The sequence below is a fragment of the Geomonas edaphica genome, assembly GCF_004917075.1.
Taxonomy (GTDB): Bacteria; Desulfobacterota; Desulfuromonadia; order Geobacterales; family Geobacteraceae; genus Geomonas; species Geomonas edaphica.
Genome location: NZ_SSYB01000002.1, coordinates 33,519 through 57,256, shown reverse-complemented (window position 1 = coordinate 57,256; position 23,738 = coordinate 33,519). Strand labels below are relative to the sequence as shown.

Annotated in this window: 21 protein-coding genes; 7 read left to right on the top strand and 14 right to left on the bottom strand. The window is 62.0% G+C overall.

Annotated elements, in window-relative coordinates:
- Nucleotide 1 precedes the first annotated feature (1 nt).
- From E8K79_RS06500 to E8K79_RS06490, 3 genes are all read right to left on the bottom strand, one after another.
- Nucleotides 2-577, bottom strand: coding sequence for a hypothetical protein (locus E8K79_RS06500; protein WP_135872829.1), 576 nt, complete (start codon nucleotides 575-577; stop codon nucleotides 2-4).
- Nucleotides 578-595: 18 nt separating this feature from the next.
- Nucleotides 596-1,141, bottom strand: coding sequence for a hypothetical protein (locus tag E8K79_RS06495; RefSeq protein WP_135872827.1), 546 nt, complete (start codon nucleotides 1,139-1,141; stop codon nucleotides 596-598).
- An 83-nt stretch (nucleotides 1,142-1,224) separates the two neighbouring features.
- The gene (locus tag E8K79_RS06490) at nucleotides 1,225-3,495 is read right to left on the bottom strand and encodes an OmpA family protein (RefSeq protein ID WP_162604615.1); all 2,271 of its coding nucleotides are present in this window, start codon (nucleotides 3,493-3,495) and stop codon (nucleotides 1,225-1,227) included.
- 317 nt (nucleotides 3,496-3,812) lie between these two features.
- On the opposite strand from E8K79_RS06490, the gene E8K79_RS06485 reads away from it, so the two are divergent.
- The 3 genes from E8K79_RS06485 to E8K79_RS06475 all read left to right on the top strand — a co-directional run bounded on the left by E8K79_RS06485 (nucleotide 3,813) and on the right by E8K79_RS06475 (nucleotide 7,889).
- Nucleotides 3,813-5,135, top strand: coding sequence for a TolC family outer membrane protein (locus E8K79_RS06485; RefSeq protein WP_136514038.1), 1,323 nt, complete (start codon nucleotides 3,813-3,815; stop codon nucleotides 5,133-5,135).
- 96 nt (nucleotides 5,136-5,231) lie between these two features.
- Nucleotides 5,232-5,906: a transglutaminase-like cysteine peptidase gene (locus E8K79_RS06480; RefSeq protein WP_135872822.1), complete on the top strand. Its 675-nt coding sequence runs from the start codon at nucleotides 5,232-5,234 to the stop codon at nucleotides 5,904-5,906.
- An 18-nt stretch (nucleotides 5,907-5,924) separates the two neighbouring features.
- The gene (locus E8K79_RS06475) at nucleotides 5,925-7,889 is read left to right on the top strand and encodes a bifunctional diguanylate cyclase/phosphodiesterase (protein WP_136514037.1); all 1,965 of its coding nucleotides are present in this window, start codon (nucleotides 5,925-5,927) and stop codon (nucleotides 7,887-7,889) included.
- Here E8K79_RS06475 and E8K79_RS06470 read toward each other — a convergent pair.
- Entirely contained in the window at nucleotides 7,886-8,206 is a 321-nt protein-coding gene (locus tag E8K79_RS06470; RefSeq protein WP_136514036.1) for a tryptophan synthase subunit beta like protein, read from the bottom strand. The genes E8K79_RS06475 and E8K79_RS06470 overlap by 4 nt on opposite strands.
- 166 nt (nucleotides 8,207-8,372) lie before the next feature.
- On the opposite strand from E8K79_RS06470, the gene E8K79_RS06465 reads away from it, so the two are divergent.
- The 3 genes from E8K79_RS06465 to E8K79_RS06455 are packed head-to-tail and all read left to right on the top strand — an operon-like array spanning nucleotide 8,373 to nucleotide 12,536.
- On the top strand, nucleotides 8,373-10,550 hold the full coding sequence (locus E8K79_RS06465) for a type I secretion system permease/ATPase (RefSeq protein ID WP_136514035.1): 2,178 nt from the start codon (nucleotides 8,373-8,375) through the stop codon (nucleotides 10,548-10,550).
- A 12-nt stretch (nucleotides 10,551-10,562) separates the two neighbouring features.
- Nucleotides 10,563-11,912: an HlyD family type I secretion periplasmic adaptor subunit gene (locus E8K79_RS06460; protein ID WP_136514034.1), complete on the top strand. Its 1,350-nt coding sequence runs from the start codon at nucleotides 10,563-10,565 to the stop codon at nucleotides 11,910-11,912.
- Between the two features lie 3 nt (nucleotides 11,913-11,915).
- Complete coding sequence (locus tag E8K79_RS06455) at nucleotides 11,916-12,536, top strand: helix-turn-helix transcriptional regulator (RefSeq protein WP_136514033.1); 621 nt, start codon at nucleotides 11,916-11,918, stop codon at nucleotides 12,534-12,536.
- A gap of 2 nt (nucleotides 12,537-12,538) precedes the next feature.
- Here E8K79_RS06455 and E8K79_RS06450 read toward each other — a convergent pair whose 3' ends face one another.
- From E8K79_RS06450 to E8K79_RS06415, 8 genes are all read right to left on the bottom strand, one after another.
- Nucleotides 12,539-13,186 (bottom strand): CAP domain-containing protein, encoded by a 648-nt coding sequence (locus tag E8K79_RS06450; RefSeq protein ID WP_136514032.1) that lies wholly within the window; start codon nucleotides 13,184-13,186, stop codon nucleotides 12,539-12,541.
- Entirely contained in the window at nucleotides 13,183-13,461 is a 279-nt protein-coding gene (locus tag E8K79_RS06445; RefSeq protein ID WP_136514029.1) for a hypothetical protein, read from the bottom strand. The genes E8K79_RS06450 and E8K79_RS06445 overlap by 4 nt, the downstream gene beginning before the upstream one ends.
- 243 nt (nucleotides 13,462-13,704) lie before the next feature.
- Nucleotides 13,705-14,406, bottom strand: a complete 702-nt coding sequence (locus E8K79_RS06440; RefSeq protein ID WP_135872806.1) for an amino acid ABC transporter permease — start codon at nucleotides 14,404-14,406, stop codon at nucleotides 13,705-13,707.
- A 59-nt stretch (nucleotides 14,407-14,465) separates the two neighbouring features.
- Complete coding sequence (locus E8K79_RS06435; protein WP_135872804.1) at nucleotides 14,466-15,170, bottom strand: amino acid ABC transporter permease; 705 nt, start codon at nucleotides 15,168-15,170, stop codon at nucleotides 14,466-14,468.
- Between the two features lie 187 nt (nucleotides 15,171-15,357).
- Entirely contained in the window at nucleotides 15,358-16,182 is an 825-nt protein-coding gene (locus tag E8K79_RS06430; protein ID WP_136514028.1) for an ABC transporter substrate-binding protein, read from the bottom strand.
- A gap of 66 nt (nucleotides 16,183-16,248) precedes the next feature.
- Nucleotides 16,249-16,983, bottom strand: coding sequence for an amino acid ABC transporter ATP-binding protein (locus tag E8K79_RS06425; protein ID WP_136514026.1), 735 nt, complete (start codon nucleotides 16,981-16,983; stop codon nucleotides 16,249-16,251).
- A gap of 689 nt (nucleotides 16,984-17,672) precedes the next feature.
- Nucleotides 17,673-19,127, bottom strand: coding sequence for a sigma-54-dependent transcriptional regulator (locus E8K79_RS06420; protein ID WP_136514024.1), 1,455 nt, complete (start codon nucleotides 19,125-19,127; stop codon nucleotides 17,673-17,675).
- Nucleotides 19,128-19,401: 274 nt separating this feature from the next.
- Entirely contained in the window at nucleotides 19,402-21,201 is a 1,800-nt protein-coding gene (locus tag E8K79_RS06415; protein ID WP_246043752.1) for a transporter substrate-binding domain-containing protein, read from the bottom strand.
- Between the two features lie 213 nt (nucleotides 21,202-21,414).
- On the opposite strand from E8K79_RS06415, the gene E8K79_RS06410 reads away from it, so the two are divergent.
- On the top strand, nucleotides 21,415-21,909 hold the full coding sequence (locus E8K79_RS06410; protein ID WP_136514022.1) for a hypothetical protein: 495 nt from the start codon (nucleotides 21,415-21,417) through the stop codon (nucleotides 21,907-21,909).
- Here the strand turns inward: E8K79_RS06410 and E8K79_RS06405 are convergent.
- Nucleotides 21,906-22,205, bottom strand: a complete 300-nt coding sequence (locus E8K79_RS06405) for a hypothetical protein (protein ID WP_136514020.1) — start codon at nucleotides 22,203-22,205, stop codon at nucleotides 21,906-21,908. The two genes, E8K79_RS06410 and E8K79_RS06405, sit on opposite strands and share 4 nt — an antisense overlap.
- An 18-nt stretch (nucleotides 22,206-22,223) precedes the next feature.
- Nucleotides 22,224-23,504 carry an NfeD family protein gene (locus E8K79_RS06400; RefSeq protein ID WP_136514019.1) on the bottom strand — a complete coding sequence of 427 codons (1,281 nt, stop codon included), beginning with the start codon at nucleotides 23,502-23,504 and terminating at the stop codon, nucleotides 22,224-22,226.
- Nucleotides 23,505-23,738: the final 234 nt, after the last annotated feature.

Below are 23,738 nucleotides of genomic sequence, written 5' to 3'. Positions count from 1 at the left end.
CCTAGATCTTCACCTGCAGGCCGCGGTTGATCGAGCGCTTCGCTACCACGTCGAGGCAGACGCAGATAGCCTGCAAAAGCACGTAGTACATGAGGGCGAAGTAGGTGGACCAGAGCTTCGCGCCGATGGCCCCGTTGTTGATGGCGCTCCCCGGGTCGCCGGTATAGAGGAAGATGACGATCATCCCCGCCACGGTCCCCCAGAGCCCGATCGGGGGGAGCAGGTTCGCGCACATGTAAATGCGGTTCACGAAGAGGCCGTTGAAATTGTTCTGCGCCACCTCGCGCGTGGCATCGTAGAGAAACTCCTTCGGGGCCGGCTGCCCGGCCGCGCCGTCACTCTGGCTCGTCGCCCAAAGCATCTTCGCGACGCTTTCAGCTAAAGTGTCCTGCGGCGAGGCGTTCTTGTCCTTCACGCTGTCCAGGTGCTTGTGGTCCATGGACTTCGCGTGGATGAAGGCGCGCACGGCGAGGACCATGGCGATGACGAAGATGCAGGTGGTCAGGGTGAGCGAGACCCTGAGCGACCAGATGTTGAAGCTCATGGGGTTGATGGTGATGAGGCCCAGAATGTCCATGTCGTCGGCTCCTTGGCGTTATTTCTTGGCGATGCGCGCCAGGTCGCTGTCCAATTGGCGGATGGCCTCGTCCAGCGTGGTGGTTTTCCCCTGGATCTGAACCGACATCTTCTGGTAAGGGGCGTACAGCCTCTTCATCTCGCCAAGTACGGTTCCTGCGTCGTCCCGGTAGTTGAGCACGATGAGAAGACGCGTCTTGACGAGGGCGATCTCGGCTGAGAGCTGCGTCATCTCGATGTTCGAGCCGTCCACCGCCTGGGTCACCAGGTAGTCGACATGCCTTCTTAAGTAGTCGTCGAGGGGTGCCTGGAGCTGCGCCGCGGTCTTGGTCTCGCCGCTGGCGATGAAGTGCTCGGCGAAGTTCAAAAAGACCAAGAGATCCTTCTTCACCGTCTGGAGTCTCAGCTCGAGCCCCAAGTCGTTCGCCTGCTCCGAAGTCGGCTCCTGAGCGGGCGCGGCAACGCCCTGCGGCTCGGCGGCGAAAAGAGCCGAGGCGGTAAGAAGGGACACCACTGCCGTCACCACGACGGCCGTTTTCCATCGCAATGCAACGCTGTGATACATATCCGACTCCTCTTCACGAGTGAGCTAAAGCGAGCTCACGTATCGTGATCCACTGCCCGGAGCGGCATCGCGCCCCGCGCCGGTCAGGGTCCTATGTGATGGGTGCTTCTAGGCTTGATGTTGATCCTCAACCCCGTGTCGATCTTGAAGGTGCGGTACGGGATGATTTCCTCCCGGCCGGCGTCGAGGGTGATCTGCAGATAATCGGGGAATTCGCGGAAGCGGACGTTGGTGAGGTCGAATTTGTCGACCGCAGCGCCTTGGGCCCCCATGCCGTTCACCGCACCGATGAGTTCGATGACCAGGCTGTAGGGCTCCACCATGGTGATCACGCGGAAGTCGCTGACCTTGCCGTTGGTGAAGAGGCTCAATCCGTTTTTGTCGATGGTGACCCCGGTCAGGGCGATCTTTCCCTCGGGCGTCGGCGTTGATGGGGCGCCCTTGAGGACGAAGGGTTCCTCGTCGGGGGCGGGCGGCACCGGCTCCTGCTTCCTGAGCGCGGACGAGACCGACTCGGCTTCCGGAACGGGAACGAGCAGTGGTACCTCTGGTGCGGCTACAGCGGGGAGCGTCGGCTCCGGTGCGGCGGGAGTGTTTGCGGCGGGGGCTGCCACTTCCTTTGCCCTTTGTGCAGAGGGGAGTTCAGGCGGCAGTTTCGCCGCGGCAACCTCCCCGGGGGCCGGTTCTCCCTCCAGAAGTGGGGCAGGCTGCGGTGCAAGCTGCGCCGCGGGGATCGCCGCGGGTGCCGCGGCCCCTTGCGGGGCGGCCTCTACGGGACGGTCCACGTAGGAGGATTCGATTTCCTTCTTGCGCTGCGCGGAAGGCAGCGGAGGGGGGACGGCCCCCTCCGCTACTGCGGTTGTCGGCGCAGAGGGGAGCAAAACGGCTTCCGTCTCCCCCTTGCGCTGTGCTGCGGGCAGGGCCGCGCCGGGCGCGGCTACCTGCGGTACAAACAGTTTTTCCGGTTCACCCTGGCGCGAGCCCGGGGTAACGCCACCGTCAAGCGGTGCGCTACCCTTCGCTGTCGCCAGGGCTAAGGGCTTTTTTCCGAGCGAGCTCTCCTTTTGGGGTACGGCCGGTGCCGGAGTCACCGCAGGAGCGGCCTCCTTTTTCCGGCACACGAGGTTCGCCTCGATGCGCCTGTTCTTCGCACGTCCCACGGCAGTCTTGTTGTTCGCTATGGGGCGGCTCTTGCCGTAGCCCTTGGCGGTCAGCCGCTTCGGATCGATGTGGAAGTTCTTCACGATGTAATCGCGCACCGCCTGGGCGCGCCGCTCGGAGAGTCTCTGGTTGTGGTCGGCACTGGCGGTGCCGTCGGTATGGCCGGAGATCTCGCCGTACGCCTCGGGGAACTCGTTCAGGAAGTCGCCCACCGATTTGAGTTCCGCGTGGTACTGCGGCTTCACGTTCCACTTGTCGGTGTCGAAGTTGATCATGAGCACCGCGGGCTGGTTGCAGAACCTCTTCTCAGCCTTGGTCGGCTGGGCCACCATTACCGCGGCGTTGGCGGCACCGGTCCCCCCCTTGCCCGTGCAGGTCAGGGAGTAGACGGTGTCGACCGCCGGGGTCACCGTCATCGAGCCGTTCACGGCGACGTCACCCAAATCTGGGCGCATCTCGCAGTTGTCGGCGCGCTTGCTCTTCCAGCTCAAAATGGAGCGTTCCCCCTTCTTGATCGAAGTGGGGGAGGCGGCGAGCGCCACCTCGGGAGCCGCGACCACGACCGGAGGAGGCGGAGTCGGCACGGTCAGGTTCAAGGTCGGCTGCGCCTGCGGCATGGTGCGGGGTACCGACTGCGGCGGGGCCGGCGGCTCGGGAAGTTTGGCAACAGCAGGAGCTCCGCCGAAAGGGATGTACAGGCCCGTGGTGTACTCGACCACGTAGTCCTTAAACTTGTTGTTGTAGAAGATGCCGCGTACGTCGCCACGCCAGGCGACATCCTCGGTCACGAAATACTTGAAGCCCCCGCCAAGGTCGAAAGCGCCCTTGGTGCCGGGGGGGAGCTGTACGCCGGCGTAACCTGCGGCGAGATTCGGGACGAACTTCTCATTCGGGCGGAAGTTCCAGAGGAGGTCCCCACCGAAGCGGTTGAAGTCAGACTCGCTGCCGTTACGGCTGTTTCTGAGCTTCGCGTAGTCGTAGAGCGCCTCGAGCTCCAGGTTTTTCGTGAAGTTGTAGCCGGCACGTAAGCCAAAGACCGGAGAGGTTTCCAGGTGTTCTTTTCCGGCAAAGGAAACACCGCCCACCATCGGGGAGATGGAGAAGGGGGAGGTCGTAGCTGCTGACACGGTCCCGGGGAGGGAGGCGGCGCATAGCAGTGCTGCAGTCATGATGGCCAATGAATTTGTTTTCAAGTCACGTCTCCGTTTCGGTTTCTGGATGAGCCCCGGAGGCGCACTGTCACTGGGATAGCGTGCCTGCCTCATAGGCTTGCCATAAGGTACTATTAAGCTACTATCAAATTCTGCCATGTCAAATGCTCCCATTTCTTAGAAATTTTTATACTTGACTACTGGCCTCTTTACATATAATTAACCATACAAAATTACCATTTGCAAATTTATTATTCACATATAATATGTGTATCAACATGAGTGATCCATTTATCGTGCCCACTATTAGGCATGTGCAATGGTGGTTGACTTTCATACCACGAACAGGAAGGTAGTTTATGGCACTGACCAGTAAGGTAATGACCGTAGTGGCGCTTGGCATGTTAACCTCTGCGGCGGGTACGGCCCACGCCGAGACCCTCCAGGAAGCCGTGAAGTACATGTTGCAATCCAACCCCGAAGTCCGGGCACAGTACTACAACAAGGTGGCGCGCGAGAGAGAGGTGCGCCAGGCCAAGGCGGGGTACCTTCCCACCATCGACGCATCCGCGTCGGCAGGGGTATCGCGCCAGCATGAGCCGACCTTCAACACCGTCGCCCCCGCCACCGCCGTGGTGAGCGTGCGCCAGAACGTCTTCCGCTTCTTCGGCACGCAGCACGAAGTGGAACGCCAGGAAGCACGGGCGAGGTCCCGCGAGTACCTCCTCGGGGGGACCGCCGAAAACAACGCCCTACTCGCCTCCAGGGTGTACCTGAATGTACTTAGAAACGAGAAACTCCTGGCGCTCGCCCAGGAGAACCTGACCAACCACCTGAGGATCCATGACCAGGTAAGGCTCAGAAGCGAATCCGGCGTGGACCGCCGCGCCGACTTCGAGCAGGTGAAGGGTCGTCTGGCCCTCGCCCAAGCCAACGTCGCCGCAGCACAAGCGAACCTCGACGACAGTCTCGCCGATTACCAGGCCGTGGTAGGCTACCTCCCCGGCGAACTCGCCGACCCGCCCTCGGTAATTGCGGAGCTCCCGAAGACCAAGGAAGAGGCCGAAGACCTCGCCGTACAGGGTAACCGCACCTTGAAGTCGGCCGGTGCCGACCTGCAGGAGAGAAAGGCACAACACGAAGCCGCGAAGAGCCTTCTTTACCCCACCCTCGATCTCGCCCTTGATTATCGCTGGCAAAAGGATTACAACGACTTGCCGGGACGCCGCGAGGAGTTCCTCGGGACCGCCACCATATCCTTCAACATCTTCAACGGCGGCTGGAACAAGGCACGCCTTGGGCAGACCCGAAGCGAGGTGTACGAGGCGGAGGAGATCCTCAACAACACGAAAAGGCAGACGGTGCAGTCCATCCGCCTCTCCTGGGACGCCAACAAGTCGGCGCAGGAGCGCCTGAAGTTCCTCGACGACTACGTCAAGGCGGCCGGCCAGACCGCCGAGGCCTTCGCTGCACAGTGGTCCATCGGCAGAAGGACCATGTTCGACCTGCTCGACACCCAGGCCGAGCTCATCAACGCCAAGGCAAGCCTGGTGAACGCACAATACGACCAGAGGTACGCCGAATACCGGATTCTGAACGGGATGTCGCGCCTGCTGCCGACCCTTGGCCTGCAGGCGCCAGACGCCAGCGGGAAGGTGACCACGGCAAGCAGCACGCCGTAGCCTCCCGCCAACAGACGTGACACAGAGTCCCGGATCGCCGCGAGTTACCGACGGTCCGGGCTTTTTTTTAACAAAAGGGGCTTTCCCTGGAGCGCCGTGGGCATCTACCTTAAACGACTACTATCGCTGTCCTTGGCCGCCTTTGTCGCGGCGCTTTGCGTTGCAGGCACCGTCTTCACCGCCGGCAACTTCAGCGTCGACCGGCAGCTTCTGCAGCAGGCGGAAAAGAAGTACGGCCGGGAGGCCTACCAGCGTCTGATCGCCTGGGAGGAGCTCATCGCACACGACAGGAGCCGCCACGACCGCGACAAGCTCGAGAAGGTGAACCGCTTCTTCAACGAGCGGATACGCTTCGCTTCCGACCGCGAGGTGTGGGGTGTCGAGGACTACTGGGCGACCCCGGTGGAGTTCCTGGCGAAGGGGGCCGGCGACTGCGAGGACTTCGCCATCGCCAAGTACTTCACCCTGAAGGCGATGGGGGTCGACGACGACAAGCTGCGCATCACCTACGTTAAGGCGCTGCGCTACAACATCCATCACATGGTACTCACCTACTACAGCGACCCTGAGGCCGAGCCGCTCGTGCTCGACAACCTGGTCGACTCCATAGACCACGCCTCCAGACGCACCGACCTCATGCCGATTCTGAGCTTCAACGGCTCCGGGCTGTGGCTCGCCAAGCAAAGGGGCAAGGGAAAGCTCGCCGGCAAGTCGAACCGGCTGAGGCTCTGGCAGGATCTTTTGCAGAAGATGTCCGAGAACAAACTGTAACGGGCAAAGGAAAAACATATGACTCTGTATCGACAGCTCATCATCTTCACCGTCGTCCTTTTCCTGCTCCTCTTCACCGGGACCTGGTACGCGAAGCTCGCCAACACCCGCACCTTCCTGACCGACCAGCTGGAATCCCACGTGCAGGATACCGCGACCTCGCTCGCCCTCTCCATCTCCCCGCACGTGGCGCAAAAGGACCTCACCACGGTGGAGGGTATGATCAACGCCCTCTTCGACCGCGGCTACTACCAGAGGATCACCTACACCGGCCCGCGCGGCGAGGTGCTTATAGACAGGACGCTCCCGGTCAAGGTCGAGGACGTGCCGCAGTGGTTCGTGAAACTCGTGCCGCTTAAGACCCCCGAGGCGGAGGCGGACGTGATGGCGGGTTGGAACCAGGGAGGAACCATCCTGGTGAAGAGCCACCCGGGCTACGCCTACGAGACGCTCTGGAACGAGGTGATCTCCATGACCGTCTGGTTCGCAGGCTGCGCCGTCTTCATGCTTGCCGCGGTCGGCATTGGTCTCAAGCTCCTTTTAAAGCCGCTTGCCGCCGTGGAGCGCCAGGCGGACGCCCTCGGGCGCGGCGAGTACGAGCTGCAGGATCCCCTCCCGCGCACCCGCGAATTCAAGAGCGTGGCCGAGGCGATGAACCGGATGACGGTGAAGGTGAAGGAGATGTTCGGGGAACAGGCGGCAAGGGCCGAGGGGCTGCAGGAGCGGGCCTACCACGACCCGCTGACCGGCATCGGAAACCGGCGCTACTTCGAGACCCAGGTGGGAGCCGATCTAGGCGAGGGGCAGGGGCGTGGCCTGCTCATCCTCGCCCGCGTGCACGCCCTGGAGGCGCTCAACACGGAACGTGGACTGCAGGCGGGGGACGAGCTTTTGAAGCGGGTCGCCTTGCTGTTGCAGGAAGCGGTTTCCGGCTACGGCGACGCGGTGCTGAGCAGACTCACCGGCGGCGACTTCGGCATCTTCTTGCCGCACCACTCCTCTGCCGAAGCGGAAATCGTCGCCACCGAGATTGCGGGCGAGCTCGGGCGCCTCGCCCGTGAGAGGCTGTCGCTCTCCGACAACATTGCGAACCTTGGCGTTGCGGCCTACGAGGGGAGCGTCACCCTGTCGCGGCTTCTCTCCGAGGCGGACCTTGCACTCTCGGCCGCGCAAAGCAAAGGGGCTAACGGTTGGGAACTGCGCGCGGTGAGCGGGGAATCGGCGCTCCCCATGGGGCAGCAGCAGTGGAAGGAATCACTCGTCAAGGCGCTCGAGGAACGGCGCGTGACGCTCGACGCCCAGGCGGTGATCGCGAACACTAAGGAGCGCGGCGTGCGGCAGCTGGAACTCTTCGCCCGCATCGCCCAGGAGGACGGCACGGCACTCGACGCCGCCCTCTTCCTGCCGATCGCCGAGCGCCTGAAGCTTGTTTCCGCCATCGACCGCATGGTGATCGAGGAGGCGCTGCGCTTTGACTTCCGCAGCATCGGCGTGGAACGCATCGCGGTCAACATCTCCCCCACCTCGCTTGAGGACGAGGCGTTCCGGGGCTGGCTCCACGGCTACCTGAAGGGGCTTCCGGCCGGCGCACCGCACATAAATTTCGAGTTCTCGGAGTTCGCCGCGGTGCAGCATCTGGAAATGATCAGGGAATTCGCCGCCGCGGTGCGGGCGTGCGGACACGGCATCGGTCTCGACCACTACGGCAGGAGCTTCTCGAAACTTGGCTACCTGAAGTCGCTGCGTCCCGAGTACGTGAAGATCGACCGCGCCTACACAGGCGAGCTCTTAAGCGGGGAGAACGACAGCGGCTTCTACGTCGCCTCGCTCTGCAGCGTGGCGCACAGCATCGACATCGCCGTGGTGGCAGAAGGGGTCGAATCCGAAGAGCAGGCGGCGGTGTTGAAGGAGCTGAACCTCGACGCGATGCAGGGTTACTTCTTCGGCAGGCCGCGGCCGCTCTCCTCCTTTACCGCCGCTTAGATGATGTCGTGCACGAGGAGATCGCTGGTGGAGATCTTCTCGCGCAGGCTCTGGCGCGTCTTGATCCTCTGCTGCGCCTGCTCGGGAAGCTCGGTGAAGTTGATGACGTTCTTTCTGACCAGAAGGTCGACCAAGTCCTCGATGACGCGGACCGTGGCGGCGTCCGAGAAGGCAAGCGACTCGCCCCAGGCGCCGCTCTCGTTCAAGAAGGCGAGCACCTCCGTGTCCATCAGCGGCTTCTGCTCGGCGTCCTGGGTGATGGGGGTTTTGTGCAGGGCGACGATTTTGCCGTCCTCTCCTCTCTCTATGTAGAGCATGCGGTTTCCTCTCTGTGATTCTACGGACGACGTAATTAACCGAAAATCATTGACACCGGACAACAGGCCCAAGTATAACGCAAAACGATTATCAATGTGAAACCTATTATGCTACAATAACCCACCTTTTTGTTTTGACGGGTGGCCTGCATAAAGAGGAAGCGACGTGCAAGAGACAGATAGAACCCCCCCTGAAACACAGTGGAACCTCGGCGAGGACATGGATCGTCACGACGATCCCCTTCTCGACTCGCTGATGCTGGTTGCCAAGCTGCATGGGCTGCCGGCCTCGCGCACCGGTATCGTAGCGGGCCTGCCGCTCGTGCAAAACCGCGTGACGGTGGAGCTTTTTCCGCGCTGCGCCGAGCGCGCCGGTCTCTCCAGCCGTGTCGTCAAGCGACCACTGGCGCGCATAAGTCAGCTGCAATTACCGGCTATCCTGCTTTTGCACAACCGCCAGGCCGTGGCGGTGGTGGAGCGCGACCTCGAGGAGGACACCTTCAAGATCCTACTGCCCGAGACGGGGACGGGCGAAAAGAGCGTCACCCGTGCCGAGCTCGAGAAGCTTTACGCAGGGTTCGCCATCTTCGTCCGCCCAAAGTACCGCCTCGGCAGGGAGGGTGGCGTCGCCCGCGAGGCCGAGGGGACCGGGCACTGGTTCTGGGGCACCCTCACCTCCTCCTGGCGCATCTACCGCGACGTCGTCGTCGCCTCCCTGCTCATCAACGTCTTCGGCCTCGTCAGCACCTTCTACGTCTTGAACGTCTACGATCGGGTCATCCCCAACAGCGCCTTTGAGACGCTCTGGGTGCTCTCCATCGGGGTCACCGTCGTCTACCTCTTCGGCATGCTGATGCAGGGGCTGCGCGGTTACTTCATCGACGAGGCGGGGAAAAAGGCAAACCTCCGGATTTCATCGGTTCTTTTGCAGCGCGTCCTCAACCTGCGCCTAGAGGTGAGGCCCCAGTCGGTTGGCTCCTTCTCCAACAACCTGCGGGAATTCGAGTCCATCCTCGACTTCATCACCTCCTTCTCCATCACCACCCTGATCGACGTCCCCTTCGTGATACTCGGGCTCGGGGTCATCTGGTACATCGGCGGCGAGGTCATTCTCGCCATCTTCATCGTCAGCATCGTCATAATGATCGCCTACGCAGCTTGCATCCAGGCGCCCCTGCGCCGTGCGGTGGAAAACACCTTCGCCGCCTCCAGTCAGAAAAACGCCATCCTGGTCGAGGGACTCGCCGGGCTCGAGACCGTTAAGATGCTCGGTGCGGAATCCCACGTGCAGCGCAGTTGGGAGGACGCGGTAGGCTACATCGCGACATGGAGCGCACGCTCGCGCTTTCTCTCCTCCTCGGTGAACCAGGTCGCCTACCTGGTGCAGAACCTGGCCGTCGTCGGCCTCGTCGTCGCCGGCGTCTACGCCATCTCGGTCGGCAAGCTCACCCAGGGGGGGCTCGTGGCACTCGTGATCCTCTCCCGGCAGGTGGTGGCCCCGGTCGCCCAGGTAGCGAACCTCGCCACCCGCTTCCACCGTGCGAAAGAAGCGTACAAGACCCTCGACGACATCATGAAGCTCCCGGTGGAGCGTCCGGCCGGCAAGACCTTCCTGCACCGCACCCGCTTCCACGGGGGGATCGGCGTACGCGGGCTCTCCTTCGCCTATCCGGGTCAGTCGGTGAACGCGCTGAACAACATCACCCTGAACATCGAGGCGGGGGAAAAGGTGGGGATCATCGGCCCGATCGGTTCCGGAAAGACCACGCTCGGCAAGCTGCTCCTGGGTCTCTTCGAGCCGGAAAGCGGCATGGTCACCATGGACGACACCGACCTGAGACAGATCGACCCCGCTGAGCTGCGCCACTACGTGGGGTACGTTCCGCAGGACATCTCGCTCTTCAAGGGGACGGTGCGCGAGAACCTGACCCTTGGCGCGGACGACGTCGACGACCACTCCATCATGCGTGCCGCTGAGCTCGCAGGCGTCGGCGAGTTCGTTAAGAAACACCCGCTCGGCTTCGACATGGAGGTGGCGGAGTTCGGCCGCGGGCTCTCCGGCGGGCAGCGCCAGTGCGTCGCCATCGCCCGGGCGCTCCTGCTCGACCCGCCGGTCCTGGTCCTCGACGAGCCGACCAGCAACATGGACAGCCGTTCCGAGCTGAGACTCAAGAACAACCTGGCCGAGGGGGCGAAGGAAAAGACCATGATCCTGATCACGCACCGTGCCTCGCTGCTCGAGCTCGTGGACCGCATCATCGTCATCGACAACGGCACCGTGGTAGCCGACGGCCCGAAAGGGGCGGTCCTCGAAGCGCTGCAACGCGGGCATCTGAACATCTAGCGGAGAAATGTCGTGGAGATAAACAAGAACAAAGCGAATGGGGTGTTCCGCAGGATGCCCGATGAAGACGTTGACTTCGTGACCGACATCAAGACCTCGATCCTGGTGCAGTCCCCGCGCGGCGGGAGCGCCATCCTCTGGTCGACCCTGCTACTCTTCGTCATCTTCCTCATCTGGGCCGGTGTTTCCGAGGTGGAGCAGACCACGCGGGGCGAAGGAAAGGTGATCCCGGCCAGCCAGGTGCAGGTGATCCAGAACCTGGAGGGGGGCATCCTCTCCGAGCTGCACGTGAAGGTGGGCGACCCGGTGAAGAAGGGGCAGCTCCTTCTGAAGATCGACGAGACCCGCTTCGTCTCCTCCCTGGAGCAGAGCCAGGCAAAATCCGGTGCCAACAAGGCCAAGGCCGCCCGTCTGCGCGCCGAGGCGGCGGGTAGCATGAGTTTCACCCCACCCCCCGACGCCCCCCCCGCCATTGCAGCGAGCGAGCGCGCCCTGTTCGAATCGCGCCGCGCCGAACTGAAGAACTCCCTCGACGTGAAACAGTCGCAGATCGACCAGCGCCAGGGGGAATTAAGGGAGCTGAACACGAGACTCAAGGAGCTCAGCCAGACCTACTCCCTTTACCAAAAGGAGATCAACATCACGCGGCCGCTTGTCGCGAAGGGTGCCGTCTCCGACATGGAACTCTTGCAGCTCGAGCGCAAGGCGAGCGAGATGAAGGGGGAGATTGAGACCATCAAGCAGTCGATCCCGCGCATTCAGTCGAAGATCAGCGAGAGCTACTCCGCAATGCGGGAACTGAAACTGAACTTCTCCAACAAGGCGAAGACCGAGTACAACGATGTTGCGGCGCAGCTGGGCGAGGAGGCCGCCTCCTCAATGGCGTTGAAGGACCGCCTGGACCGCACCCTGGTGCGCTCTCCGGTTAACGGCACGGTGAACCGCATCCTCGTTAACACGATAGGGGGCGTCATCCAGCCGGGCATGAACATCGTCGAGATCGTCCCGAACGAGGGGACCCTCCTCATCGAGGCGAAGATCAAGCCGGCCGACATCGGGTTCCTGAAGCCGAACCAGAAGGCGATGGTGAAGTTCTCCGCCTACGACTACACCATCTACGGCGGGCTCGATGCGCGGCTTGAACAGATCGGGGCCGACAGCATCACCGACGAAAAGAAAGAGAGCTATTACCTGGTGACGCTCAGGACGGACCGCAACTACCTGGGAACCAAGGACAAGCCGCTCCCGATCATTCCGGGCATGGTCGCCACGGTCGACATCCTGGCCGGCAAGCGCACCATCCTCTCGTACATCCTCAAACCAATTCTGAAGGCGAAGTACAGCGCACTGCGCGAGAGGTAACGCATGATCATCCTGCTGGCAAGCGCAAGCGGCACCGTCCTCACCCGTTGGCAGGGACTGCTTGCCGAAGGAAACGAGATCGTACAGGTTCGCACCCTCGATGAGCTGAGGCGGACGGTCCCTTCGGCAAGGCCCGACCTGGTCATGCTGCACCGCGACCTGGTGGACCAGGCGGAGTGCGCCGCCCTGCGCGCCGCGTCGCCGGCATCGAGACTTTTTCTCCTCTCCGACCGGCCTGAGCCGGACGAGGGTCTCGCTTTTTTAAAGGTGGGGATCGTGGGGTACGCCAACACGTACATCTCGGCGGAGCGTCTAAAGGAAGCGCTGAACGTGATCGACGGGGGCGGGGTATGGCTCGGGCAGCAGGTGATCCAGCAACTGATCCTGGAGGCGGCGCAAAACGCAGCGGCAGGAAGGGAAAGGCGGCTCGATGAGCTCCTGGCGCCGCTTAGCCCCATGGAGCGGAAGGTGGCCGAACTGATCGCCGGGGGGAGGACCAACCTCGAGATCGCCGCCGAGCTTGGCATCGTGGAGCGCACCGTGAAGGCGCACCTCACTTCGGTCTACGGCAAGCTCCCCGCCGGAAACCGGCTGAGCTTGGCACTCCTCATCAACCGGGGGTAGCGCTAGCGCTCCTTGAACCCGCCGGCGAAGTCCATGACGCAGATGGTGCGGTACACCGGGTGCGGCCCGCATGCGGCGCCCGCCGTGGCGAAGGCGCGGTTGAAGATGTTTTTGCGGTGTCCCCGGTTCCGGACCCCGTCGTCGATGATGAGCCCCATCACCACCATGCGTGCGGTGTCCGGGCCGTAGCTTATGTTCTCTCCGATGGTCGAGCTCCAGGAACCGTGGTCTTCGATCCTCCCCTTGATGCCTCCTGCATCCCCATGCCCCGTCTCCCCCGAAGCGGTCTGCTCCCGGACCAGGTCGTCTGCGGCCTCGGCAAGTCCAGGCGACCAGGAAAGCGCCGGCACCGGGCGCTGGCGCGCGAGATAGCGCACCGCCTCGTCAAGCGCCGCCGTCCCCTCCGAGGTCATCACCATGTTGAAGGTCCCCGGCACCCGGTACGCCTTCCCCACGAAACGCTTCCGAAACTCCCTCAGGTAGTTCGCGTAGCGCTGCGGTGCGGTGCGGGCCAGGTTGGTCTCGGCGAGCACCTGACGCGCGAGATCGGCTTCTCCCGCCCCCTGTGCGCCCAAAGCGACGCCGCCCCCAACCGGGAAAACGGCGTTCGTGCAGAAAAGAAAGATGACAGCCTGCAGTATCCTTCTCATCGTCTTTTGCCCTCCAAAAGCGCGAGCCTCTCCTCGAAAACCTTGAGGGCGTCGGCAAGGGTCGCCTCGATGTCGTCGCCGTACACGGTGAAGTAGATGTAATCTCCTGAGTAGTGGTGCCAGTTCAGGTCCTCGACGAGGAGCGGCTCCAGGTAGCGCTCCATCTTCTCGTACGGGTAGAACGGCTCGCCGTTGGGCCATGTGCGCCTGAGTTTCTCCGCCTGCACCTCGGTAAGCGGGATGCGGTAGCGCACCGAAACGACCTCAGCCTTCATGATCTCCCCTCCCCTGCCGTCACATTAGCCGATTTCAGCCAGAGCAAAGGATAGGACAGACCGTCCCGAATGGCAACCGAACATTCTCCCGGCCCTGCCTACCACCATCCATTGCCTGCCTCCCCCCGTCCATCCCCTCTCCCGCCGGGAGAGGGAGGATGGTCAATTCAGCAGCCACCAACGAAAAACGCCCCCCTTGGCAAACCAAGGGGGGCGTTCGGAAACGTTGCGGCAAAGACAGGACTAGATCGACTTTCTCCAGGTGAGCCTTCCCTCGAGCCAGCGCGAGAAGCTGGTGAAGGCGAAGCAGAGCACGAAGTAGACCCCCGCGATGAAGATAAAGATCTCGGTCGGGTAGGCCATGGTCCTGTTGTTGATCTGGGTGCCGACGTGGGTCAGCTCGGAGACCCCGACGATGAAGGCGAGCGAGGTGTCCTTTATGAGCGAGACGAACTGGTTCACGAAGGACGGGATCATGTTCCTTAACCCCTGCGGCAGGATGATGTAGAGCATGGCCTGCCAGGGCTTGAGGCCCGTGGATATGGCCGCCTCGGTCTGCCCCTTGGGAATCCCCTGGATGCCGGCGCGCACGATCTGCGACATGTAGGCCGAGGTGAAGATGGTGAGCCCCATGATGACCGTGGTGGCCTCGGGCACCGTCTTGCCCATCATGGCCGGCAGCAGGAAGTACATCCAGAAGATGACCATCAAAAGCGGGATGCCGCGCACCGCGTTGATGATGAGGTTCACCGGGTGGCGGATGATCGCGTGCCGCGACAGGCTCAAAAGCCCGAGGATGAGCCCCCCGAAGAAGGAGAGGACGCAGGAGACCACCGCGAGGTACATGGTGAGCCCAAGCCCCCCGAGCGGGCCGTTGGGGTAGCGCCCGATCATGAAGTAGGTCAAGTTGTCGATGATTACCTGAAAGTTAAGTGCTTCTTCCATTTATGTTCTCCATTTCCCGCAGGAAAATCTGCCGTTCTTGATCCCGAAGCGAGCGCGTCCTAGGCGCGGTGCGGGTTGAGCACCTTCTTGTTGTAGAGGTCCATGAGCGCCGTGATGATCACGGAAAGCACCAGGTACACCACGGTGGCCGCGGTGAAGGCCTCGAACCCCTTGAAGGTATAGCTTTCAACCTGGCGCGCCTGGTAGGTGAGCTCCATGACGCCGATGCTCATGGCAAGCGAGGAGTTCTTGGCAAGGTTCAGGAACTGGTTCACCAGGGGAGGCACGGTGATGCGCACGGCCTGCGGCAGGATGATGTACTGCATGGAGCGCAGATAGGAGAAGCCGGCGCTTCTCGCCGCCTCCATCTGCTCCTTGGGAATGGAGAGGATGCCGGACCGGATGTCCTCGGCGATGAAGGCCGAGGTGTAGATGGTGAGCGCGATGGCGGCCGCGGCGAACTCGAAGTTCGTGCTGTTCAGCCAGTCGTTCACCACGGTCGGGAGCACCTTGTAGGAGCCGAAGTACCAGAAGAAGATCTGGACCAGAAGCGGCGTGTTCCGGAAGAACTCGAGGTACGCGGTGGCGATCCAGCGCACGGGACGGAAGTGGCTCATCCTCAGGACAGCGATCAGCAATCCCAGGATGAAGGCGCAGACTATACCGACGACGGAGAGTTCCAGGGTAACCTTTAGCCCGGACACCAGCCATTCGAAATACTTGCCGGAAGTGACGATGGACCAGTCAAAATTGTACTTTAGCACGTAAAACCCCTTGAAGGCAGGTTGAGGCCGAGGTTGAGAGAACAACCGGATGGAAGATACTGTCTCAACGTCGGCCTGAAATCCTTATTGCTGTTACTGTCAGGGAGGCCGGGGACGAAGTTGAGAGTAAGGCTATCAGCACAACACCTTTTCTCAACCTCGGCCCCAGCCTTGGCCTGGATCTTTGTTACTTGTCAGCTACGATCTTGAAGGTTCTCTTCAGAGCGAACGGGGTCCCTTTGCCGAACCACTTCTCGAAGATACGCTTCGCTTCGCCGCTCTTCTCCATCTCGAGGATGGTCTTGTTCACGAAGGCGATGAATTTGGCGTCTTCCTTCCTCATGCCGAGGCCGTACGGCTCGGTGGAGATCTGGACGTTCGGGATCTCGAACTTCGCCTTGTTCGGGGCCTTGGCGAGGATGCCGGCCAGGATCGCCTCGTCGGTGGTCACCGCGGCGACCTTACCCTGCTGCAGCGCGAGGAACGCCTGCGGGTAATCGTCGAAGGCGAGCACGGTGGCGGTCGGGATGGCAGTCTTCACGTTCTGCTCGGAGGTGGAGCCTTTCGCGGTGCCGATCTTCTTGCCTGCGAGGTCCTTCAGGCTCTTGACCTTACCCTTCACGGTGATGAACTTCTGGCCGGTGGCGAAGTAGGTGTGGCTGAAGCCGATCTGCTTCGCGCGCTCCGGGTTCTTGGTCATGGTGGCGGCGATGATGTCGATGTTACCCTCGGTGAGCTGCGGCATGCGGGAAGCGGAGGTAACCGGCTTCAGCTCGACCTTCACGCCCAGCTTCTTGGCGATGGCCTTGACGAAGTCGACGTCGTAGCCGACGATCTCGCGGCTTTTTTCATCGACATAACCAAAAGGAGGAAGGGAATCCTTAACGCCCGCCACGAGAACGCCTTTCTTCTTTACCTCGGCGAGGGTGTCGGCCGGAGCCGCGGCGATCGCCTTTCCGAAAGTCCCCATGAGCGCAGCCAGACCAATAACAACAGCAGCCAATCTTTTCACAGTGAATCTCCTTTTGATGTTCGGTATTTAACAAGCGCCTCCGGCAGGTCCGAAGACAGGCAAGTTCTAGTGCATCGGCGACAGCAGCTGCTTCAAGAACTGCTTGGCGCGGTCGTGCTGCGGGTTGCGGAAGAATTCTTCCGGCTGGGCCTCCTCGAGGATCACGCCGTGGTCCATGAAGACGACGCGGTCGGAGACCTCGCGGGCAAAACCCATCTCGTGGGTCACACAGACCATGGTCATCCCGGTGGACGCCAGGTCCTGCATGACGGAGAGCACCTCGCCGATCATCTCGGGGTCGAGGGCGGAGGTCGGCTCGTCGAAGAGCATGATGCGCGGCTTCATGGCGAGTGCGCGGGCGATAGCGACGCGCTGCTGCTGGCCGCCGGAGAGCTGGGTCGGGTAGGCGTCGCGTTTCACGGCGAGACCCACGCGCTCGAGAAGCTCCATCGCCTGCTCCTGTGCCTCCTTCTTCGAGCTCTTGCGGATCTTGATCGGCGCCAGGGTGATGTTGTCGATCACCGAGAGGTGCGGGTAGAGGTTGAACTGCTGGAACACGAAGCCGACCTCGGCGCGCAGCTTGTTGATATCGGTCTTCTTGCTCCTGAGGTCCATGCCGTCAACGATGAGGCTTCCATCCTCGATGGGTTCGAGCTGGTTGATGGTACGGATCAGGGTGGACTTGCCCGACCCCGACGGACCGCAGACAACGACCACCTCCCCCTGCTTGACGTGGAGGTCAATGCCGTTTAGCACGTGAAGCTTTTTGAACCACTTGTGGACCCCTTCAAACTTGATCATCTGCTGCTCCTTTTCTATTTGTTGCCAATCGAGTCAGTCGAAGCTGCTGCACAGGATATGGGCAGTTCCGCCTTTTACCTTCGGCGCGAACCGCCGTTTCACCGCCGGCCTCGGCAGTATGCTAATGAAGCGACACCATATATAGCAAGGGGGGTGCCAACCCGGGCGTAAACGGCTAAGAACTCGGATTAATATCCGAATACAGGACTTTGAAACGCTGCATTAGAAACAAAGGGGTATAACCGTAAACAGAAAGACGTTTCCGTGAAATGCGAAAGAGGCGAAGAAAGGGAGGTTTAGCAGAGGTATAACAATCCTCATAGAGTTAACGAAAGTTATACCCCATGCGAAAGACAGGAAGAGGGAAGGTGCAGACGGTGCCATGGCGGCGCGGGAAGAATTGCTGAAAAATGAGGCAAAAACGGCGGTTAGCGCTTGGTAAAGGCGAACGTCACGGTGCAGGACGCTGCCTGGAAGTTAAGCAGCAGGGGCGGCGGCCAAAAGAAAGCAGAACGCCGCAAGCATCCCCCTCTCCCGGAGGGGGAGGGGCAGGGAGGGGGGGCGAAGGGCGGGTGAGGGCGTTGCCACGAAGCGAGGAGTTGCAGCTGCCGACGCCCTCACCCCGCCCTCTCCCGGGGGGAGAGGGGGACTAGTGACCTCATCTAGGAGTACACCCTAGCTCATCCACATCACTCCTCCGCATCCTTATCCTTACCGCTTCTTTGCAGCTTGAGCCGTTTGCTGAGGGCGGGCTGCGAGATGCCGAGCATGCGTGAGGCCATGCTCTGGTTGTTGTCGGCGCGTCGCATCGCCTCGATAACCAGCTGTTCAACCGCGGAGCTGAGCGTGGGGATCTCACACAGGGAGGCGAAGACATTTTGTTCACCGCTCGCAACACCCCCATCGGACACCGCCGTCTCACCATGCTCTCCCCCCTTCACCTCCATCGCCTGCCTGAAGCTGTTCATGGAAAGCATGCGTGAGGAGTGGACGCTCATCGCGTCAAAGACCATGGAGCGCAATTCGCGCAGGTTGCCCGGGAAACCGTAGTTGACGAGGAGAGTCAGGAGCTCCTTCGGGTAACTAGGCACCTTCTTGCCGAAGACCTCCGCGCTTTCTTTCAGGAAGTGATCGAGCAAAAGCGGGATGTCGTCCTTTCGCTCGCGCAAAGGCGGTATGTGCACGTGGTGCGCCCGCAGCCGGAAATAGAGGTCCTTCCTGAAGCTTCCCGCATCCTTTTTCCGCGAGAGGTCGTGGTGCGTCGCCACCACGATACGGGCCCGCAACTGCTTGGGCTGATCGCTCCCAAGCGGGTAGTACTCCCCCTCCTGCAAAAGCCTCAAGAGCTTCACCTGGCAGGCAAGCGAAAGGTCGCCGATCTCGTCCAGGAAAAGGGTTCCCTCGGCGGCCTGCTCCACCATGCCGCTGCGGCTCTCGTCGGCGCCGGTGAAGGCCCCCTTCTTGTGTCCGAAAAGGGTGTCGGTGAAGACGTTATCCTCGAGCCCCGCCACGTTCACCGGGACGAGAGGTCCGTCGCCGCGACTCAAGGTGTGCACGGCACGCGCGATGAGCTCCTTTCCCACGCCGCTCTCGCCGGTGATCAGGATAGGCTGCGTGCTCTTCGCGACCGCCTCGATGTACTGGAAGATGGAACGCATCGCCTTGTTGTTCGTCACAAGCGGCGCGAACGCCTCCGGGCACTCCAGCCGGTCGTTCAAAAAGCGGCGCCGCATCTCCTTGTTTTCCAGCTGCAGCTCCTGCATCCGGATCGCGCGCCGCACCGAGTCGAGGATGCGGTCTTCCTCGTCGGTCTTCACGAGGTAGTCGAAGGCGCCAAGCCTCATGCAGGAGACCGCCGTCTCGATCTGGTTCAGACCGGAGAGGATTACCACGGTCACCTCGGGGTGTTCCTCGGCGATGCGCGCCAGGAGCTCCTGTCCCGAGAGGTACGGCATGGTGAGGTCAAGGAGCACGAGGCCGATGTGCCCCTTGTCCAGCACCCCCATCACCTCGCGGCTGTCGGTGAGCGTCATGATGTTACTGATCGCCCCCGGCCCCTCCAGGGTCATGCGCAGGCTGCGCAGCCATGGCGCCTCATCGTCCACTAAAAGAACGCCGAAGGCCGGATAAAGTGCTTCGCTCATTGCAACTCCTCTTCGTGGTTATTCTCAAGACTCCCCACTTTGCGAAGGGGGAGCCTGCCCCCCATAGCCTTGGCGAAGGGGGGCGGGGGGGGATTTGCTCTTTGCCGGCAGGTCCGAACCGAAGCCGCTCAGCATATGCCATCTGCCTACGCCGTTTGCGGGATCTGCCCAAGAACTAAGGCAAATCCCCCCTGCCCCCCTTCGCAAAGGGGGGAACGTTAGGCCAATGCTGCGCTTCGTGGGCACTATGGTGAGCAGGAAAGCCCGATCCCAACTAAGCCTCGCCCCGGTCCCTAAGCGCCGGCAGCTCCATGGTTACCGTGGTGCCGAAGCCCGGCTGCGAGTCGAAGATCAGCGTCCCGCCGTGCTGCTTCACGATCCCCGCGGAGATGGAGAGGCCAAGCCCGCACCCACCTTCCTCGCGCTTGGTGGTGAAGAAGGGATCGGTAAGCCGCGCCAGGTGCTCCGGCTCCACCCCCCTCCCCTCGTCCCGTACGCTCAGGAGCACGAGGTCGCGGAAACGGTCGTGCCTCGTGGCGACGTGGACGCTCTTGCCGCTCCCTTCGAGCGACTGGCTCGCGTTCAGAAGCAGATTCACGATCACCTGCTCGATGCGCTGGCTGTTCCCCTTCACCCGCGGCAGCGTGTCGGAGAGGTTGACGGCCACGTCGTGCGCGCTCTTCACCACGGTGTTCTCCACCAGCCGCAGCGCCGCCTGGGCGCACTGGTTCAGATCCACAAGCTCGGTGAGGTCGGCACTGTCACGGCGCGCAAAATCCTTCAACTCGGTGACGATGCGCTTGATCCTCTTTGCAGCGTCCTGGGTCTCCGAGAGCATGTGCGGCAGCTCTTCGCGCAGCCGTTCATAGCTGTGCCGCCCGAGCTTGAAGTCGCCGTGCCGCTCGCGGTACTCGTCGAGGATCGGCTGCGAACCGCGCAACACCTCCTCGAAGCGGGGGAGGTTCAACAGGATCAGGCCGTTCGGGTTGTTGATCTCGTGTGCGACCCCGGCGACCAAGACCCCGAGCGAGGCCATCTTGTCCGCCTGCACCAGTTGGTCCTGGTGCATCCTTAGCTTCTCAAGCGCCTCCTGTTTCTCGGCCACCTCGCGCGCAAGCTCCTCGGTGCGCTGAGCCACCTTCTTCTGCAGGGTCCGCGACCAGACCACCGTCCCCAAAAGGATTATGAGAAGCGGCGCCGCGACCAGGGTCACGTAACGCACCACGCGCGCCCACGACACCGGCTGCGACTCCATCACCCCGAGCCACTTGTTGTGGATCTCCTGGAACTGCCCGGAGCGCTTCAGAATGGCGAGCCCCTCGTTGAACCGGGCGAGCACCTCGGCGTTCCCCTTCTTCACCGCGTAGCCGTAAGCCTGGGTCATGATCGGCTCGGCCACCGGGATGATCCTCTTAAGCCCCAGCTCCTTCTCCAGGTACATGCCGGTCAGCCGCGAGACGAGCGCGCAGTCTCCCCGCCCCTGGTTCAGGAGTCTCAGCGCATCGGCGAGGGTGTCGGTCAGGATGAGCTTCGAGGTGGGGGCGTAGCTCGTCATGAAATCATGCATGATGCTGTTCTTCATCACGATGACCTCTTTGCCGCGCACGTCCTCGATCGACCTGATCTTCCGGCTGTCCCGCCGTATCCAGATGGACTGGAACAGGAGCGCGTGCGGGGTGGAGAAGTCGACCTCGCTGGTGCGCTCCTGGGAGAAGGCCATCCCCTGCAGGACGTCGACCTCACCGCGGTCCAGGGCGCGGCGCATGCCGTCCCACGGTCCCAGGGTGATCTCCACCTTGAACCCCATCACCTCGGCGATGGCCCGGGTCAATTCCACGTTGAAGCCGGTCGGCTTCCCCTCGTGATCGACGAACTCGTAAGGGGGATAGTTGTAATCGCCGCCGACTACGACCACTCCCTTGCCTAGCCCACCGCGTCCCGTGGTGTCGGCGTGCAGCGCGGGGACGAAGCCAAGCAGCAGGAAGAGCAGCAAAATCCAGATAGCCGCGACTACGCCGGGGCGCTTCGCACCGTATGTGGAGGGCTTTTCCATATGGAAGGTAAAAAAGGGCAAGGAGAGGGTACCTTTACTGGGGATTACCGGAGCAGACAATGGGAAATTAATGACATAGACCAGGCGGCGCTGTCAATCGACTTCGCCTGAAACACAGGCACCAAAAGCCTTCGGAAGAAACAGGATAATTACGGGCGGTCACTTGCTTTTTGCGGAGTGTCGGTATTATTTTTAGCATGTGGTTCGTTGAACTTCCTACTTACAGGTGACCATATGCGGCTCTCACTATACCTCGAACACGGCGAACAGTTTTCACGGGCAGCACTCAAACTGCCGGTACAGACACCCATCGACATCGACTCAACACTGCTTAACTGCTACATCGAAGTGCTGCCGGTGGCGGCCTCCCATTACGTGGGACCGGACCAGCTCCCCGGCATCGAATTCCCCCACCCTGACATCCGTGTGGTGTTCCAGCTTAAAGAGCACCCGCAGGTGGTGGCGATCTACTCGATCGATGTCTTCGTGACCGACGCCATGCTGAGCCTGGTAAGCCACGCCCAGGGGCACACCCACGTGGACATCAACCGCAGGGCGGCGCACATCGAGCGACTCGTCGCTAACAAACAAAACGGGCTCCTGGAACTGGTCGGCTGCAGCAACACGGCCCTCATCGACCGGCTCACCCAGGCCTTCGTCCAGCTGCGCACGTCCTACCTGAACGCGCTCAGCGATGAGGGTTGCCTCCCGGTGCCGAAGCACTTCTAGCTTCCCGTCTCACCGAACAGCCCGAGGCACGGCCGGCAAAGGCCGTCCTCGGGCTGCCACCCCGGAAACCTCTCCTGCACGCGCCCCACGACGCCCATATTTTCCAGCATCTCTTCCTTCAAGACGAGCTCGTCCGTCTCCATGCCGCACACCGGACAGGTCTCGCCGTGCTGCATTTCCCCCGTCTCCCGCAACCCGCCGGTCAAGTTCGCACGCTGCCGCTGCAGGCAGGGAAGCCCTAAAAGTGTGTCGCCGAGCCTTACATCCCCGGATTGCCGCCTGCTACCGCCCGCCATGGCCCCTCTCCTTCCGTCTCAACGCTTTTGCTCCTCCTTTGCCACGGTGACCAACAGGCCCTTTACCCCGACCACGCGTACCTTTTCACCCCGCAGCACCGACTCGGGGCAGGTCGCGTTCCAGTATTCCCCATGCACCACGACTTTTCCGTCCGGGTCGAGATCTGTCTCGGCCACTGCCGCGGCGCCGATCATCCCCTCGACACCGGTAATGGGAGGCTCCCGGTGCGCCTGGATCACCTTGACGATCACCACGGTGAAAAAAAGCGCGGTGATGCCGACGGTAAGCGCGATCACCTCCCAGGAGAGCCGCAGGTACGGCTCGGGAGACGGGAAGAGTATCAGAGATCCCATGACCAAGGCAACCACCCCGCCAACCGCCAGCATGCCGTGGGAGACCACCTTGATCTCGGCTATGAAGAGGACGATGCCGAGCAGGATCAGCGCGACTCCGGCGTAGTTCACCGGGAGGGTCTGCAGCGCGAAAAAGGAGAGCAGGAGCGAAATCCCACCGATCACCCCGGGGAGGATGACGCCAGGGTTGGAGAGTTCGAAGAAAAGCCCCAGCATCCCCAGAAGCATCAGCATGTAGGCTACGTCGGGGTTACTGATGGCGTCGAGGATGCGGTCCCGCGTCCCCATCTCGTGGCGCACCACGCGGGCGCCGGATAGATGCAGCACGGTCTGCTTCCCGCCGCGCAAAAGGGTGCGCCCCTCCAACTGGGTTAAGAGCTCTTCCCTGCTTGGCGCGACCAGATCGATCACCTTTTCCCTCACCGCCGCCTCGGCCGTGAGCGATATGCTCTCCCGCACCATCTTCCCGGCGAGCTGGACGTTTCTCCCCCGCTTCCCGGCGATCCCCTCCACGTAGGCCTCGGCATCGTTCACGATCTTCGCTTCCATCACCGGATCGGGTTTGCCCGAAAGTGACACCGGGTGTGCCGCGCCGATGTTGGTGCCGGGCGCCATGGCGAGGACGTCCGCGGCAAGGCCGATGACCGCCCCGGCGGAGGCTGCGCGCGCCCCGGACGGGGTGACGTAGACCACCACGGGGACTGGCGCGGCGAAGATCGCCTGCACCGCCTCGCGCATGGCGAGGTCGAGCCCTCCCGGGGTGTCCAGCTCCACGAGGATGAGCCGTTCCCCTCGCCCCCCGGCGCGGGACAGGTTGTCCTTCAAGAAGGCCGCGGTCACCGGGTTTATCGCCCCGCGCAGCGAGATGAGCCCGACCTGCGGCTCCTGCGCCGTGAGGCTGAGCGGCAGGGCAAGCATCAACATGACCAATAAAAACCGTTTCATCTGTGCACCTCCCGTAGAAGCCTCGGCCGGTACCGCAATAACAGGCGGAAACCTCTTAACGCAAAGACGCGAAGCCGCAAAGACGCAAAGGTTAAAGGAGCTCAAAGCGAAGAGCCATGAAACCGACCCGGCTTGCCAGGCAACTTAGGGGCTTCTCTTTGCGCCTTTGCGCCTTGGCGCCTTTGCGTTAACGCTTCTGCCTTCCTTTTTCATTGGGACACCCGCGCTATTCTT

What these genes read in the sequence shown, in the direction of transcription:
- E8K79_RS06425 (WP_136514026.1), bottom strand. Translation starts at nt 16,983, where the DNA reads ATGATCAAGTTTGAAGGGGTCCACAAGTGGTTCAAAAAGCTTCACGTG.
- E8K79_RS06485 (WP_136514038.1), top strand. Translation starts at nt 3,813, where the DNA reads ATGGCACTGACCAGTAAGGTAATGACCGTAGTGGCGCTTGGCATGTTA.
- E8K79_RS06400 (WP_136514019.1), bottom strand. Translation starts at nt 23,504, where the DNA reads ATGAAACGGTTTTTATTGGTCATGTTGATGCTTGCCCTGCCGCTCAGC.
- E8K79_RS06500 (WP_135872829.1), bottom strand. Translation starts at nt 577, where the DNA reads ATGGACATTCTGGGCCTCATCACCATCAACCCCATGAGCTTCAACATC.
- E8K79_RS06455 (WP_136514033.1), top strand. Translation starts at nt 11,916, where the DNA reads ATGATCATCCTGCTGGCAAGCGCAAGCGGCACCGTCCTCACCCGTTGG.
- E8K79_RS06420 (WP_136514024.1), bottom strand. Translation starts at nt 19,127, where the DNA reads ATGAGCGAAGCACTTTATCCGGCCTTCGGCGTTCTTTTAGTGGACGAT.
- E8K79_RS06470 (WP_136514036.1), bottom strand. Translation starts at nt 8,206, where the DNA reads ATGCTCTACATAGAGAGAGGAGAGGACGGCAAAATCGTCGCCCTGCAC.
- E8K79_RS06440 (WP_135872806.1), bottom strand. Translation starts at nt 14,406, where the DNA reads ATGGAAGAAGCACTTAACTTTCAGGTAATCATCGACAACTTGACCTAC.
- E8K79_RS06405 (WP_136514020.1), bottom strand. Translation starts at nt 22,205, where the DNA reads ATGGCGGGCGGTAGCAGGCGGCAATCCGGGGATGTAAGGCTCGGCGAC.
- E8K79_RS06475 (WP_136514037.1), top strand. Translation starts at nt 5,925, where the DNA reads ATGACTCTGTATCGACAGCTCATCATCTTCACCGTCGTCCTTTTCCTG.
- E8K79_RS06410 (WP_136514022.1), top strand. Translation starts at nt 21,415, where the DNA reads ATGCGGCTCTCACTATACCTCGAACACGGCGAACAGTTTTCACGGGCA.
- E8K79_RS06450 (WP_136514032.1), bottom strand. Translation starts at nt 13,186, where the DNA reads ATGAGAAGGATACTGCAGGCTGTCATCTTTCTTTTCTGCACGAACGCC.
- E8K79_RS06495 (WP_135872827.1), bottom strand. Translation starts at nt 1,141, where the DNA reads ATGTATCACAGCGTTGCATTGCGATGGAAAACGGCCGTCGTGGTGACG.
- E8K79_RS06445 (WP_136514029.1), bottom strand. Translation starts at nt 13,461, where the DNA reads ATGAAGGCTGAGGTCGTTTCGGTGCGCTACCGCATCCCGCTTACCGAG.